This window comes from Streptomyces sp. NPDC007907 (assembly GCF_042959365.1).
GTDB classification, from domain to species: Bacteria; Actinomycetota; Actinomycetes; order Streptomycetales; family Streptomycetaceae; genus Streptomyces; species Streptomyces indiaensis.
In genome coordinates, this window is record NZ_JBIBKR010000001.1 from 379,830 (window position 1) to 393,536 (window position 13,707).

13 protein-coding genes and 1 tRNA gene are annotated in these 13,707 nt (G+C 68.6%); 2 read left to right on the forward strand and 12 right to left on the reverse strand.

Going from position 1 to position 13,707, the window contains the following annotated elements:
• Window positions 1-220: 220 nt before the first annotated feature.
• The 5 genes from thrC to ACFZDI_RS01740 form a co-directional block, all read right to left on the reverse strand.
• Window positions 221-1,279, reverse strand: a complete 1,059-nt coding sequence (gene thrC / locus ACFZDI_RS01720) for a threonine synthase (RefSeq protein WP_234848506.1) — start codon at window positions 1,277-1,279, stop codon at window positions 221-223.
• Between the two features lie 6 nt (window positions 1,280-1,285).
• Entirely contained in the window at window positions 1,286-2,578 is a 1,293-nt protein-coding gene (locus ACFZDI_RS01725; protein WP_234848507.1) for a homoserine dehydrogenase, read from the reverse strand.
• 157 nt (window positions 2,579-2,735) lie between these two features.
• A complete protein-coding gene (gene lysA / locus ACFZDI_RS01730; RefSeq protein ID WP_391247066.1) occupies window positions 2,736-4,127 on the reverse strand; it encodes a diaminopimelate decarboxylase in 1,392 nt (463 codons plus the stop codon).
• 16 nt (window positions 4,128-4,143) lie between these two features.
• Window positions 4,144-5,190, reverse strand: a complete 1,047-nt coding sequence (gene nrtL / locus ACFZDI_RS01735) for an ArgS-related anticodon-binding protein NrtL (protein WP_391247068.1) — start codon at window positions 5,188-5,190, stop codon at window positions 4,144-4,146.
• Between the two features lie 413 nt (window positions 5,191-5,603).
• On the reverse strand, window positions 5,604-6,140 hold the full coding sequence (locus ACFZDI_RS01740; RefSeq protein ID WP_234848816.1) for a response regulator: 537 nt from the start codon (window positions 6,138-6,140) through the stop codon (window positions 5,604-5,606).
• A gap of 115 nt (window positions 6,141-6,255) precedes the next feature.
• On the opposite strand from ACFZDI_RS01740, the gene ACFZDI_RS01745 reads away from it, so the two are divergent.
• Window positions 6,256-6,327, forward strand: a tRNA-Arg gene (locus ACFZDI_RS01745).
• Window positions 6,328-6,780: 453 nt separating this feature from the next.
• Window positions 6,781-8,445 (forward strand): FRG domain-containing protein, encoded by a 1,665-nt coding sequence (locus ACFZDI_RS01750; protein ID WP_391247070.1) that lies wholly within the window; start codon window positions 6,781-6,783, stop codon window positions 8,443-8,445.
• Window positions 8,446-8,605: 160 nt separating this feature from the next.
• Here the strand turns inward: ACFZDI_RS01750 and ACFZDI_RS01755 are convergent, their stop codons facing one another.
• The 7 genes from ACFZDI_RS01755 to ACFZDI_RS01785 all read right to left on the reverse strand — a co-directional run bounded on the left by ACFZDI_RS01755 (window position 8,606) and on the right by ACFZDI_RS01785 (window position 13,673).
• Window positions 8,606-10,066, reverse strand: a complete 1,461-nt coding sequence (locus tag ACFZDI_RS01755) for a tyrosine-type recombinase/integrase (protein WP_391247072.1) — start codon at window positions 10,064-10,066, stop codon at window positions 8,606-8,608.
• Window positions 10,063-10,257: a helix-turn-helix domain-containing protein gene (locus ACFZDI_RS01760; protein ID WP_391247074.1), complete on the reverse strand. Its 195-nt coding sequence runs from the start codon at window positions 10,255-10,257 to the stop codon at window positions 10,063-10,065. The genes ACFZDI_RS01755 and ACFZDI_RS01760 overlap by 4 nt, the downstream gene beginning before the upstream one ends.
• Complete coding sequence (locus ACFZDI_RS01765) at window positions 10,254-11,411, reverse strand: AAA family ATPase (protein WP_391247076.1); 1,158 nt, start codon at window positions 11,409-11,411, stop codon at window positions 10,254-10,256. Before ACFZDI_RS01765 ends, ACFZDI_RS01760 begins: the two co-directional genes overlap by 4 nt.
• Entirely contained in the window at window positions 11,408-12,307 is a 900-nt protein-coding gene (locus tag ACFZDI_RS01770) for a bifunctional DNA primase/polymerase (protein ID WP_391247078.1), read from the reverse strand. The genes ACFZDI_RS01765 and ACFZDI_RS01770 overlap by 4 nt, the downstream gene beginning before the upstream one ends.
• Before the next feature lie 89 nt (window positions 12,308-12,396).
• Window positions 12,397-12,861 (reverse strand): hypothetical protein, encoded by a 465-nt coding sequence (locus tag ACFZDI_RS01775; RefSeq protein ID WP_391247080.1) that lies wholly within the window; start codon window positions 12,859-12,861, stop codon window positions 12,397-12,399.
• 3 nt (window positions 12,862-12,864) lie between these two features.
• Window positions 12,865-13,473: a hypothetical protein gene (locus ACFZDI_RS01780; protein ID WP_391247082.1), complete on the reverse strand. Its 609-nt coding sequence runs from the start codon at window positions 13,471-13,473 to the stop codon at window positions 12,865-12,867.
• An 11-nt stretch (window positions 13,474-13,484) separates the two neighbouring features.
• Window positions 13,485-13,673 (reverse strand): hypothetical protein, encoded by a 189-nt coding sequence (locus tag ACFZDI_RS01785; protein WP_391247084.1) that lies wholly within the window; start codon window positions 13,671-13,673, stop codon window positions 13,485-13,487.
• Window positions 13,674-13,707: the final 34 nt, after the last annotated feature.

Consider the following 13,707-nt stretch of genomic DNA (forward strand, 5'->3'; position numbering starts at 1 on the left):
TCATGCGGAGGCATATGCGGCGGGCGGGTTCGGTACAGCCTATCGAAGGAAGGTTCTGTGACGACATAGGGCGCACAGGAGGCGCACGATGCGTGTCGTAAGCCCCCTGTGCACCCCCCGTAGGGAACTTCCCCCGGCAAGCGCGGTCTTACGCCCGGCCATGCCGGGCGTAAGACCGGCGCTCGGTGCATCGGCGCACGTCAGGCCGGTTCGAGCGCCGTCAGGCGAGACCCAGGCGCTCTGCCGCGGCCGCCGAGTCGACGGGTACGGTGACCGGCTGCGGGGCGCCGGCGACGGCCCAGTCGGGGTCCTTCAGCCCGTTGCCGGTGACGGTGCACACGATCCGCTGCCCCGGGTCGACCTTGCCCTGCTCGGCGGCCTTCAGCAGACCGGCGACGGACGCGGCGGACGCCGGCTCGACGAAGACGCCCTCCTGCGAGGCCAACAGGCGGTAGGCGCGCAGGATCTCACGGTCCGTCACCTCGTCGATGGCGCCGCCCGACTCGTCCCGTGCGGCGAGCGCGAACTGCCAGGAGGCCGGGTTGCCGATGCGGATGGCCGTGGCGATGGTCGAGGGGTCCTTGACGACCTCGCCGCGCACGATCGGGGCACTGCCGGAGGCCTGGAAGCCCCACATCCGCGGCTTCCGGGTCGCCACGCCGTCCGCGGCGTACTCGGTGTAGCCCTTCCAATAGGCCGTGATGTTGCCCGCGTTGCCGACGGGCAGGACGTGGATGTCGGGCGCGTCGCCGAGCATGTCCACGATCTCGAAGGCGGCCGTCTTCTGACCCTCGATACGTACCGGGTTGACCGAATTGACCAGCGAGACGGGGTAGTTGTCGCTCAGGCCGCGGGCGAGCGTCAGGCAGTCGTCGAAGTTGCCGTCGACCTGGAGGATCTTCGCGCCGTGCACGAGGGCCTGGCCCATCTTGCCGAGGGCGATCTTGCCCTGCGGCACGAGCACGGCACAGACCATGCCGGCCCGCACGGCGTACGCGGCGGCGGAGGCCGACGTGTTGCCGGTGGAGGCGCAGATGACCGCCTTCGCCCCCTCCTCCTTGGCCCGGGTGATGGCCATGGTCATGCCGCGGTCCTTGAAGGAACCGGTGGGGTTCGCGCCCTCCACCTTGAGGTGGACCTCGCAGCCCGTGCGCTCGGAGAGCACCTGCGCGGGGACGAGGGGCGTGCCGCCCTCACGGAGCGTCACGACCGGCGTGCTGTCGGATACCGGCAGCCTGTCCCGGTACTCCTCGATGATTCCGCGCCACTGGTGGGTCATTGCTGGTTACTCTCCTTCAACCCGCATGATGCTGGCGACACCACGCACGGTGTCGAGCTTGCGCAACGCCTCGACGGTCCCGGTGAGGGCCGCGTCGGACGCACGGTGCGTGACGACGACGAGGGAGGCCTCGCCGTCCTTCCCCGACTGGCGAACCGTATCGATCGAGACTCCGTGCTCGGCGAAGACGGTCGCGACCTGGGCGAGAACACCCGGTTTGTCAGCTACGTCGAGGCTGATGTGGTACCGCGTGACGACGTCGCCCATCGGGGACACCGGCAGCGCGGCGTAGGCGGACTCGCCCGGTCCGGTCGCGCCACCGATCCGGTTGCGGCAGACGGCGACGAGGTCGCCGAGGACGGCCGAGGCGGTCGGGGAACCGCCCGCTCCGGGGCCGTAGAACATGAGCTGGCCGGCGGCGTCGGACTCGACGAAGACGGCGTTGTAGGCGCCTCGGACGGAGGCCAGCGGGTGGCTCAGCGGGATCATCGCGGGGTGCACGCGCGCGGTGACGGACGCGCCGTCCTCGGCCCGCTCGCAGATGGCCAGCAGCTTGATGGTGCAGCCCATCTCCTTCGCGGAGGCGAAGTCGGCCGCGGTCACCTCGGTCATGCCCTCGCGGTAGACGTCGTCGAGGCGCACGCGTGTGTGGAAGGCGATACCGGCGAGGATCGCGGCCTTGGCGGCGGCGTCGAAGCCCTCGACGTCGGCGGTCGGGTCGGCCTCGGCGTACCCCAGGGCGGTGGCCTCGTCGAGGGCCTCCTGGTAGCCGGCGCCGGTCGAGTCCATCTTGTCGAGGATGAAGTTGGTGGTGCCGTTGACGATGCCCATCACCCGGTTGATCTTGTCGCCGGCGAGGGACTCGCGCAGCGGCCGGACCAGCGGGATGGCACCGGCGACGGCGGCCTCGTAGTAGAGGTCCTTGCCGTGCTGCTCGGCGGCCGCGTGCAGGGCCGCGCCGTCCTGGGCGAGCAGTGCCTTGTTCGCGGAGACGACGGAGGCGCCGTGCTCGAAGGCGGTGGTGATGAGGGACCGGGCGGGCTCGATGCCGCCGATGACCTCGACCACGACGTCGATGTCGCCGCGTTTGACCAGGGCGGTGGCGTCGGTGGTGATCAGCTCGGGGGCGATGCCCTCACGCACCCGGTCGGGCCGCCGTACGGCCACGCCCGCGAGTTCCACCGGGGCCCCGATGCGGGCCGTGAGGTCGTCGGCGTGCGTCGTCATGATGCGCGCCACCTCTGAGCCGACCACTCCACAGCCCAGCAGCGCCACCTTCAGCGGACGCGTACGCATCATCCGACCTCGTTTCCTCTTTACCGTCTACGGTGGAACCAGTCTCACTCACCGGACGGGAGTTTCTGCCCCCGGTCCGGATCGTGAGATGTCTATTTCATTTTCATCGGGGCGGACGACAGGAGATCTTCCGCCGCCCGCTATTTTCGGCCTCTGCCTCTCAGCCCACGTCCAGACGCAGCAGGTCCTCCTCGGTCTCACGGCGGACGATCACCCGGGCCTCGCCGCCCTCGACGGCGACGACCGGCGGGCGCAGCACGTGGTTGTAGTTGCTGGCCATGGAACGGCAGTACGCGCCGGTGGCCGGTACGGCGACGAGGTCACCCGGTGCCAGGTCGGACGGCAGGAACGCGTCCTTGACCACGATGTCCCCGCTCTCGCAGTGCTTGCCGACGACCCGGGCGAGCATCGGCTCCGCGTCGGAGGTGCGGGAGACCAGCGCGACGCTGTACTCGGCGTCGTACAGCGCGGTGCGGATGTTGTCCGACATGCCGCCGTCGACGGAGACGTAGGTCCGCAGCCCGTCGAGGGGCTTGGTGGTGCCGACCTCGTAGAGCGTGAACGCGGTCGGCCCGACGATGGCCCGCCCCGGCTCGACGGAGATACGGGGCGTGCTCAGCTTGGCGGCCTCGCACTCGCGGGTGACGATCTCGGTCAGCGCCTTGGCGATCTCGTGCGGCTCGCGCGGGTCGTCGTCGCTGGTGTACGCGATTCCGAGCCCGCCGCCCAGGTCGATCTCGGGCAGCTCGACACCGTGCTCGTCGCGGATGTCCTTCAGCAGCCCGACCACCCGGTGGGCGGCCACCTCGAACCCGGACATGTCGAAGATCTGCGACCCGATGTGGCTGTGGATGCCGACCAGCTCCAGACCGTCGAGCTGCAGCGCACGCCGTACGGCCTCGGCGGCCTGCCCGCCGGCCAGCGGGATGCCGAACTTCTGGTCCTCGTGGGCCGTGGCGATGAACTCGTGGGTGTGGGCCTCGACGCCGACGGTGATGCGGATGAGCACCTTCTGCCGCGTCCCCAGGCTCTGCGCGATGTGGGCGACGCGCACGATCTCCTGGAAGGAGTCGAGCACGATGTGCCCCACACCGGCCTCGACGGCCCGGGTGATCTCGTCGACGGACTTGTTGTTGCCGTGGAAGGCGATGCGGTCGGCGGGCATGCCGGCGGAGAGGGCGGTGGCCAGCTCGCCGCCGGAGCAGACGTCGACGTTCAGCCCCTCCTCGTGGAGCCAGCGCACGACGGCACGGGACAGGAACGCCTTGCCCGCGTAGAAGACGTCCGCGTCGGTCCCGAAGGCGGTGCGCCAGGCACGCGCGCGGGCCCGGAAATCGGCCTCGTCCAGGACGTAGGCGGGGGTGCCGAACTCCTCGGCGAGCCGCGTGACGGGAATGCCGCCGACGGTCACGACCCCGTCGTCGTCACGCGTCACGGTCTGGGCCCACACCTTGGGGTCCAGCGCGTTGAGGTCGGCGGGCGGGGCGGAGTAGTGGCCCTCGGGAAGGACATCGGCGTGACGGGGCCCGGCGGGGTGTGCGGATCGGCTCATGGTCTGTTCGTGTCTCTCAGAGGTGGTCGGGTGCGTCGATGCCGAGCAGGGACAGGCCGCCGGCCAGCACCGTCCCGGCGGCTTCGGCGAGCGCGAGCCGGGCACGGTGGGCGGCCGAGGGTTTCTCCGCACCGCGGGGCAGCACGGCGGGCAGCAGGGGCATCGCGGCATCGGCGACGGTGACGAGGTGCCGGGCCAGGCGGTCGGGGGTGTGCTGCGTGGCGGTGGCGGCGAGGACGCGGGGATGGTCGCCGAGTACGGCGAGCAGCGCTTCCGCTTCGCTCACGGGGCCGGGCTCGGGGTGGAAGCCGAGGTCGGCGGCGTTGCGCAGGAGGGCTCGGGTGCGGGCGTGGGCGTACCGGACGCGGAAGAGGGGGTTGGTCTCCCGCTGGACGAGGTGGTCGCCGGGGATCCGGGGCCGGTCATGGGCGGCGGGGTGCAGCAGCGCCCAGCGGGCCGCGTCCCGGCCGAGGGGCAGGGGGTCGGCGGGGGCGGGGACGGGCTGGACGGTGACGGACCGGTCGGGGATGACACGCGGCCCCGGGCTGGTGATGTCCGCCCCGAGGACGGACTTCCACTCCGGGGCGGTCCGGCCGGTGCACGAGACGTGGACGATGTCGCCCTGGCTGCGCGCCAGACGGGCGACGACGTCCGTGACCACGACGGCACGCATCTCCGCCCGGCAGCAGATCTCGAGGGTGCTCCCGCTGAAGCCGTTCACCGTATGCCCGTAGCGCAGCCCGCGCCGCAGGATGTCGTCGACCAGGTCGCCGGAGGCGGTGCTGTGCAGGCTGACGTTGAGGAAGCCGGGCCCGGTGACGACGACGTCGGCGAACCGCTGCTCGTCGAGGAGGCGCGCCCGCAGGGTCTCGGCGACGTCACGCGGCGGCCGCCCTGCCGCGCGGGCCAGCTGGAGGGCGATGCTGGTGGCGTAGTCACCACACCCCCCGGGCCCCGGCGGAGCGACCACGACCCGCTCCGGCACGGCCACACTGAGCTCACCGTCGTCGACGGCACGGCGCACGGCGTGCAGCACGGTGCGGGAGAGCTCGGCGGGGGTCACGGCACAAGCGTATGGGAGGGAGGGGGTGGGTATGCGAGCCGGTTTCCCTACGGTCCGGGATGTGGACGGCGGGAGGGGTTGGCCGGGGGTTGACGCTGACTGGTGATTGTGGCTTGGGGCGGTGGGTGTTGGTCTGTGTTCGGTGTTGCTCTGGGTTCGGTGTTGCTCTGTGTTCAGGTGGGGTCGGGTTGGTCAGGATGGTCAAGGGGCTCAGAGCGGTGAGGACGGTCACGGCGGCGAGGACGGCCAGGTCGGTCAGGTCGGTCAGGTCGGTCAGGCGGTGAGGACGCTCAGGCCGCTCAGGCACTCACGGCGCTGAGGGCGCTCAGGGCGCTCAGGGCGCTCAGGACCTCAAGGTCCTCATGGCGCTCACGGCGCTCGGGACTTGCGAAGCGGCGCGCCGAAGCCACCGCCTACGGCACGGCGGGGAGATCCACTTCTCTCCCCTGTTCCCTCACCGGGTCCTTCGCTGGGGCACCACCGCCGTCGGTGTCGGAACCATCGCCGCCCTGCCGGCCCCCACCCCGGCCTCGCTCCATCAACTGCCGCACCAGGCGGACCAGTTCGGCGGGCTCGAAGGGTTTGGCGAGAAAGGCGTCGACGCCGACTTCGAGTCCGGCCTCGATCTCGTGGTGGCCGCAGGCGCTGACGATGGCGAGGGGGGTGTCCCGGGTCCGCGGGTCGGCCCGGAGGCGAGCGGCGGTCCGGATCCCGTCGAGCCGGGGCATGACGACGTCGAGGGTGACGACATCGGGCTGTACATGGTGAACGACGTCGAGACACTCGGCACCGTCGGCCGCGGTCACGACCTCCAGCCCCTCAAGCTCGAGGTTGACCCTGATCAACTGCCGGATGACCTTGTTGTCGTCCACAACAAGCACCCGACCCGACGCGCCTGGCACAACTCGAGAGTAGGTCGGCCCCGGCCGTCGCGTCCGGGTTTTCCCCACTTCCACCCCGCACGAGCGACGCACATCCCCGCCCCCGACAGCGGAAACCCGTTCATGACCACCCTGTGGGAGCTGGTAGTGTTCTACCCGTCGCCGCGAGCAACGCGACCGACACGCCCCCGTAGCTCAGGGGATAGAGCAACGGCCTCCGGAGCCGTGTGCGCAGGTTCGAATCCTGCCGGGGGCACTCGCCAGTCAGCCAGCAAGAATCATGCTCTGACCAGTGCGGATGCCGACATGAGAGAGCGGTAGTCAGTCTCACTGACTACCGCTCTTTCTCGTTGTCTCTCAGTGTTCACGCACCATCTGCGATACGCGCGGCATCCCCCTCCCCTCGCGCTCACGCATACGACACCCCCTGAAGACACCAGGGGCGCGCGGAGAACCTTCACGGCACATTGAAGCCCCAAGCCGGTCGTGACAGCGGCATCGGCGACCTCGCCCGCGATGTCGCCGATGATCGGGTCGGCGCAGCGGCCGCCCAGGTCGACTCACCTCAATCATTATCGTCACAGTGACGTAAACCTGCTATGGTCGAACCGGTGAGATGCCCCGAACACGAGAAGGGCCACCCCGACTGGCGTGCACCTTGCGGCAGCGCCAGCGCCACCCGAGGAGAAAGCCGATGACTCCTGCCGGCATGAGCGATGTAGCGGAATTCACTGCGCACTCACTTGAGGAGTACCAGCACATCTGCGAGTCGCTGAAGAACCGAGAGGACGGAAAAAATGTGTTCTTTCGGGGGCAGGTTCATGGCTACGAGCCTCAGTCTTCGGAGGAGCGACCACCAGAGGACGACGAAGACCGGATTCGCCGAGATCTCCTCCGGCACATGTGGGAGACGACGGCGCTTGCCACACTCGTCAGCTCCGACCATGGATCGGTGAGCCGGGGTGCGGTCATGGGTGTACTACAGCACTACGGGTTCCGGAGTTGGTTCATCGACATTACCGACGACGAAATGGTTGGACTTTGGTTCGCTCGCCACAAATACATGGCCTTTACAGGGTGCGCAGCGCGTCCGCTAGCTGAGGTCGGCGGTGCAAATTCTGAGCATGAGCACGTCCATATTGACATGTCTGAGCTGCTGATGTTGGACATGGTTCGCCACGAACCGGTGAAGGCCAACCACGATGGCCTCGTCGGACCAGGGTTCGTGTTCGTGTTTGCCGTGGACAGCGACTCACCGCACTTGTTGGACCTAAGGTCCGACGTGCCGACATCGGCACTGCGAGTGCATAGACAGAGCGGGTCGGGGTTGCTTCCAGAAAACGGGAGCTACGAGCCCTTCCTTCTGGCGCGCATCGTGGTAACTTTCCCGGCTCCGGCCGAGCTATACAGCGGGTCTACCCTGCTTAGTACCGCCGAGCTGTTCCCCGGCCCCGACGAGGACGAGTTCTACAGACTACTGCTGCGGACGCCACGGTTCCCCGACGACGAGTCGATGCCAACGACGCTAGGCCAATCACCCGATGAAACCGTGCCGACTACGACGCATCGACGCTTCACTGACCCTCTTGGTATCCCGCTTTATGAATCGGCGGGGGTGGTGGAACACATCCCGCTGCTGTGGGATCGCGCCGTAAAGAACTGCACGACGGAATGCTTGACGTGTATCGGCATCACGGAGGCGACCGTCGACATGCCATTTACGGAACCCGGCGGTGCGCGAGGCAGCCGATTCAGACCCGAGGAAATTCTCGACGAGAAGCGGAGCGAATCGCTTGGCGAAGCCGATGCCGGACAGGCCGACGTGGCCGGAGCAGATGCCGGTGGAGCGCCCACACCGAGCGAGGAACCCCCCGGCTTCGGCTCCGTGCCCGCAGACCCCGCTGACTCCCAGGGTGAGCGAAATCTGACGACTCCCTTCGCGAACTGGCCCGCTGAGTCTCGTCTGTTCCTGCGCACCATGGTGATGGGGAACCTGCCTGAGTTCGTGAGCAGCGAGAATCCCTTCCCGCTGTTGCGAGGCTTCGTCGTCCAAGGACACGCCGAACACATCGAGGTTTGGCCAGTATCTGAGTGGCCTGACGGGTCTCTCTGCTCGTGGCCAGCCCTCGCGGAGCCAGGGCTGCGATACACGTGGCCGCTCGAACCACAAGCGCTAGCAGCCAAATTGAGTGACGTGACCGGTGATGAGCTAGACGCTGTCCGAATCGGCATGCTTATGGGTGGTTACTTCAACGCGATCGAGCGTGGCGAAGCTACGCTGTTTCGGACTGGTGCCCATCAGTTCGGCTTCTACTGGGTGCATCCGGATGGGGTGACGCCAATCGGCACCCTGTGGACGCCGACTACTACGTAGTGCTCTGGGCAATCTGTCGATGGTCTGGGGAACGCAATCGAGCTCGCGATCTCTGTCAGCGAGATGTCGGCCTCGCAGCTGATCTCTTTCGCTTCGATCAGGGAATTAGAGGGCGGTCCGGGCCTTCCGGACCGCCCTCGCAGCGCAGAGACATTGACCGCTACGCCGAGTCCCCGTCCTCTTCCAGCGCCTTTGTAATCTTCGCGTTGGCCGCTTCCTCGTGGCCGTCGATGCAGCCGTGGTAGCGACGGTGGATCACCTCTGGGGAGTTGCCGACTCGTCTCGCGACCTCTGCTATGGGAACCCCCGCGTTCAGCCACCGTGTGATGCAGGCGTGCCGCAGATCGTAAGGGCGCCCGGCCAAGGGCGAGTCGACGCGCTCGGGTGGAAGTGCGTAATTGCGCGCCTCCTCCCACACCCGCCAATAGGTAGACGAGCCGACCACTCCCCCACGCTCGTTCCCGAACACTCGCCCTTCCTTGGCGGTGCCGAACACGTCGAGGTGCGCTTGCAGGATGGCAACCAGAACGGGCGGGATGGGGACTGGCCGGTCGCTCTTGGCCTCCCGCGCCTTCAGTCCGCGGCGGTCATGACGCTCGCCGGAATCGGTCCACTGCTTCCCGGAGACGGGACGCGTCTCCCGGAGCGTCAGCGTGCCCCATCCTGAATCCGGCAGATGGCAGTCGGACTGCCTCAGTCCGACCGCCTCGGCTGGACGCAGGCCTGCGTAGTAGAGGACCGCATAGAAAGCCACCAGACGCCTCCCACGGCACCGATCCCACGACCCAACGTAGGACACTGCCGCGAGCAACTGACGTGCCTGTAGGGCGTTCACGAGGACTCGCCGGTCCACCACGTCATTGGAGCCGACGTGCTTCCGGCGGGCGCGCTGAAGCGGATTCTCCGAGAGGCCCCCAGCGACTACCGCGTGTTCAAGGGCGGTGTTTAGGGCACGGCGGCGACGCCTGTAGGTGTCGCCCGCTGCCGGGGTGCCATCCAGCTTGTACCCGAGGCGGTAGAGCACGTCTTCGAACACCGCAGCGTCTGCCACATCACCAACCGGGCGGTCCATCGTCGTGAGCCAGTCATGCGCGGCTTTAAGGTCGGCCGGCGGGTCCTCCCCCGCATTCGCGGGCACGATCCCCCACCGGAAGGCCAACCGCAATTGCTCATCCGACGGAGCGGCCTTCCCGCGCTTGACCATGGCGAGCGTCACGGCTGCAAGACCGTCCGCCATGCCCTCTCGGGTCTTGGCTGCACTCGTACGCCACCGCCCGGCGACGTATGTGCGGCAGAACTCGAACCACCGCAACGGCGGTTCTATCTCTGCGGCTTTCGCCGCTTCCGCTGCCGCGCGGACCTCGGACTCAGGCTGACCGCTTGCGATCTCGAAAGCCTCGCCCCGGCGCATAGCCTGCCGCAATTCCGAGCTTCGGTTTTCGGCGAGTGCCGACGTGGCGAACGTCGCACTACTCACTTTCCCGCCCACGACCCAGCGCAGTTGGTACGGTCGCGCTTTCCGATTGACCTTCGTGACTTTCCAAAGCCGGATATCGAGGGAATAACCTGGTTTGGCCTCCCCGTGCGGCCGGAGCACAGGAGCGTTGTCATCCGTGCTCACGCAGCGTCCTCCCGCTCTGCAAGCCAACGTTCGTACTCCGACCGTCGGATCCGTACGTCGCCGTTGGGGAGCTTGATGGCGCGGGGCGCTTTGCCAAGTTGGCGCCATCGGTAGAAGGTCGACGGGGCGACCTTCAGATCAGTGATGACCTCTTTGACGGTCATCTTTTCGTCCCGCGTGGGGGCGCTCATTCCGCCTTCCCTTCGGCTTCATCCGCACCGGACAGACCGGACAGCTCCAATTGCGACTGTCCGGGTTGTTCATGCTGGTCAGAGGGGGTAACCGGACAGCCGGACAGTGCGGACACCTCTTGGGCGCCCTGCGTCCGGGTTTCGGTGTCCGGGTAGTACCGGCCGCCGGGGTCCTTGGTGAGCTGTCCGGCGTCGGCCATGCGGTTGCAGGTGCGCCGGATCGTGTCGAGGTCGACCTGTGGCAGCTCCCCTGCCATGTCCTTCGGCTTGGCGCCGGGGTGGGCGCGGACGTAGCGCAGAATCGTGGCGCGGGTGTCGCTGACGGTGTGGTCGGAGACCGGCCCGTCCATCAAGTGCCAGGCGCCGGAGGCGGGTTGGAAGCTGAGGGCGTACTCGGCTTCATCCACGTCGCGGCCGGTGACGTGCAGGATGCCGTCCGCCTGGCCGCGCGCCCGCTTGAGTACGAGCGTGGCGTCTGCGGCTCCGGCAATGCCGTTGGTGCCGGAGACCTCCGTGAGGAAGTCCTCGGAACCTGCTTTGCGGACGTGGTGGACGAGGACAACGGCCACCCCGTAGTGGTCGGCGAGCCGTTTGGCGTAGCCGACGGCGACATAGTCCGCGTCATACGCCGATACGCCGGCCGGGGCCTGTCCGCGCATCTTGGCGAATACGTCGATGACAACCATGCGCGCGTCGGGGTTGCGGTCCAACCATTGGGCGATGGCCTCGGTCCCCCCTTGGGGGAAGGGCGGGCATTCGGTGACCAGGGTCAGCCCGGCGGGGGCTGGCTGGCCTCCGAGGAGTTTGCCCATGCGGGTCTGGAGACGGCGCGGGGTGTCTTCCAGGGCGAGGTAGAGCACCGGTCCTCCGTCGACGGGCACGGAGTCGAACGCCTTGCCTCCGGCCGCGACAGATAGGCCGAGTCCGAGGGAGAGCCAGGATTTGCCGACCTTGGGCGGTCCGGCGAGCACGCTGACGCCTTCGGCGAGGATGCCGGGCACGGCCCATTTCGGCTCGGGGAAGTGCGCGGCCATGAGCTGATCGGCCGTCCATGCGGTCCGTGGGCGCTCTCGCTTCGGCGGTGCCGCGGGGGCCGGTTCGGGGTCGCTGGGGACGGAGTACAGGTGCAGGGGCGGGATGGGGTTGGCGCTCATGCCGCGACCGTCCGGGGGCGCCGTGCTCCGGCCCGCAGACCGGAAGCGATGGTGCGTCGTGCCTCACGCTCGCCCTGGCCGACTTGGAGCGCAGCCGTGAGGAGCCAGCCGGTGACGTCGGCTTCGCTCAGCTCGCCCCCGGCGACGAGCTGTCCGAGGGCGACCGAGGCGACGTACAGCGCGTTGTTGTGCTCGTGTGGGCCGGAGCCGGTGACCCGCTCAACTTCTCCGTTGACGGCGGATCGGAGAAAGGCGGTTCGTCGTCCATAGCCGGTGAGTGCGACCGTGATGGGTGTTTGCGGGGGCAGCGGCGCCGGGCGCAGGAGTTCGGTGAGCCAGTCCGGCAGAGGCGCCACGGGGGCGTCCTTGACGACCTCGTACGGGCGTCCGGCGAAGGTGCTGCCCGCGCCGACCACGAGTCCGCCCCACGCGCGGGTGTCGACCTTCCAGCCGAGGCCGCGGGCACTGTCTCCAGCCGTGTTGCGCAGGGGCTCGCCCTCGGGGGCGGCGAAGTACAAGTGGGTGCCGCCGCTCCATGTGCGCACGGTGTAGGTGTCGGCGGGGAAGGGCTGGCCGTGGCGCTCGCAGAGCACGGCGAGTACGTCGGATCCGTCGCTGACGCCGTGCGCGGCCCAATCGGCCGGCGGGGTGTCGCCGGGGTGCTTGGGTTTGTCCAGGTCGATGACGACCAGCCCGGAAGGTCCGGTGGCGATGCCGAGGTTGAAGGCGGCGACGGCCCACGCGCAGGCGATGCGCTTCGGATTGGTGGTGGCGCGGGTCTCCCAGTCGGAGACGGCCGGGCGCTTGTCGCCGGGAATGAGGGGGAAGACGCGCCAATCACGCGACGCTGCGTCAAGCGCGGCGGTGAACTGGGCAGACCCGTCCGGGTACGGCATCCTTGGGTTCTCCTGTTCTGTCTTCGGATGGGCAGGGAGAACCGCGGCGGCGGGCGACCTTGCTGGGGAGTCCCGCCGCCGCGGCGTTGCTACTGGTTCTTGGCCCAAGCGTCGTACTGCTGCCGGACGTAGGCGCGCGGGTCGTAACTGCCGTGCATCTCGTCTAGGTCCATCAGCCGGTGGGCGGCGCGCGTGGCGAGGTCTGCCGCATCGCTGGTGACGCTGTCGGTTTCGTCGCTGAGCGCGATGCGGTCCAACAGCGCGGCCTTGCGGAGCCAGAACTCACGGTTCAGCCGGTCGTAGAACGGCCTGTCGGCCGCGGTCCGGGCGGTCCATCCGATCTCGCTGATGATGCTAGGGGCGAGCGTGTACGCCTCTTCTGGCGTGGGCCACGGCTCCGGCCCGGGGCGGTGGTCGGCAGTGACGTACAGCCGGGCGCGCTTGCCATCTCGGGTGGGGTACTGGCGTGCCCGGCTGGTGTCGAACGCGGCGGCCAGGGTGAGGCTGACTCGGTCGGTGTCGTCCGGGTCGCAGATGATGCGGATCTCGAACATGGGTCAGTGCTCCTTGCTGGTGTTGAGGGCGGGGAGTTCGGGCAGACCTGCGGCTTCCACGGCCTTGAAGTCGAAGCCGGGCAGAGCGGCGCGGGTAATGAGCGCCTGCGCGAGCTGTTCGGCGTAGGCGGCGCCGGTGCGGGCTACCTCGATCTGGGCTCCGGCGCGCAGGGCCTCGACACGCTCGATGTGGGCGTGTTCCTCGCGTCGCACGCCGGTCTGCCGCTCGTAGGCGACGCGGTCGCAGCGGTCGGTGCGCCAGTACCGGGCGGCGAGCCCGTAGGCGATGGCGGTGGCGAGCACCCACAGCAGTAGCGGCAGCGAGATACCGTCGGCGTATCCGGCGACCCCGGCGAGGGCGAGCCCGCCGGAGGCGGCGAACGCGGTTCCGGCGATCACGGAATCTCCCGCCCGGCCGATGCTCGCGCACACGCCGGCCGCGGCGGCGGCGAGGGACAGCGCGGTCATGAGCACGGCGTTGCCGACGGAGTGTTCAGCACCGTTGGCGTTCCAGATGCGGGCCAGGATCAGCACGGTGGACGTGGCGACGGCGGGCGCCGCCTTGGGCGCGATGATGGCGAGCCAGTGCCGGGCGACGATCTGTTCGTTCATGGCCGGACTCCTCACAGTTGCGGGAGGGCGTTGATGACGGCGGCGGCGAGCTGGTTGATGGGTCCGGCGGCGCCGGTGGAGGCGAGGAAGAAGCCGAACCCGGCGGCGATGAACGCGGCGCCGTAGCCGAGGGACTTGGAGCGCAGCAGGAAGAACAGGACGAGTCCGAACAGGGCCACGAGCGAGACGGTGACGGCCATGGGCGGTTCCTCCTTCAAGTGGTGTGGGCGGGGG

What these genes read in the sequence shown, in the direction of transcription:
- thrC (WP_234848506.1), bottom strand. Translation starts at nt 1,279, where the DNA reads ATGACCCACCAGTGGCGCGGAATCATCGAGGAGTACCGGGACAGGCTG.
- ACFZDI_RS01725 (WP_234848507.1), bottom strand. Translation starts at nt 2,578, where the DNA reads ATGATGCGTACGCGTCCGCTGAAGGTGGCGCTGCTGGGCTGTGGAGTG.
- lysA (WP_391247066.1), bottom strand. Translation starts at nt 4,127, where the DNA reads ATGAGCCGATCCGCACACCCCGCCGGGCCCCGTCACGCCGATGTCCTT.
- ACFZDI_RS01750 (WP_391247070.1), top strand. Translation starts at nt 6,781, where the DNA reads ATGAGCGATGTAGCGGAATTCACTGCGCACTCACTTGAGGAGTACCAG.
- ACFZDI_RS01760 (WP_391247074.1), bottom strand. Translation starts at nt 10,257, where the DNA reads ATGAGCGCCCCCACGCGGGACGAAAAGATGACCGTCAAAGAGGTCATC.
- ACFZDI_RS01765 (WP_391247076.1), bottom strand. Translation starts at nt 11,411, where the DNA reads ATGAGCGCCAACCCCATCCCGCCCCTGCACCTGTACTCCGTCCCCAGC.
- ACFZDI_RS01770 (WP_391247078.1), bottom strand. Translation starts at nt 12,307, where the DNA reads ATGCCGTACCCGGACGGGTCTGCCCAGTTCACCGCCGCGCTTGACGCA.
- ACFZDI_RS01775 (WP_391247080.1), bottom strand. Translation starts at nt 12,861, where the DNA reads ATGTTCGAGATCCGCATCATCTGCGACCCGGACGACACCGACCGAGTC.
- ACFZDI_RS01780 (WP_391247082.1), bottom strand. Translation starts at nt 13,473, where the DNA reads ATGAACGAACAGATCGTCGCCCGGCACTGGCTCGCCATCATCGCGCCC.
- ACFZDI_RS01785 (WP_391247084.1), bottom strand. Translation starts at nt 13,673, where the DNA reads ATGGCCGTCACCGTCTCGCTCGTGGCCCTGTTCGGACTCGTCCTGTTC.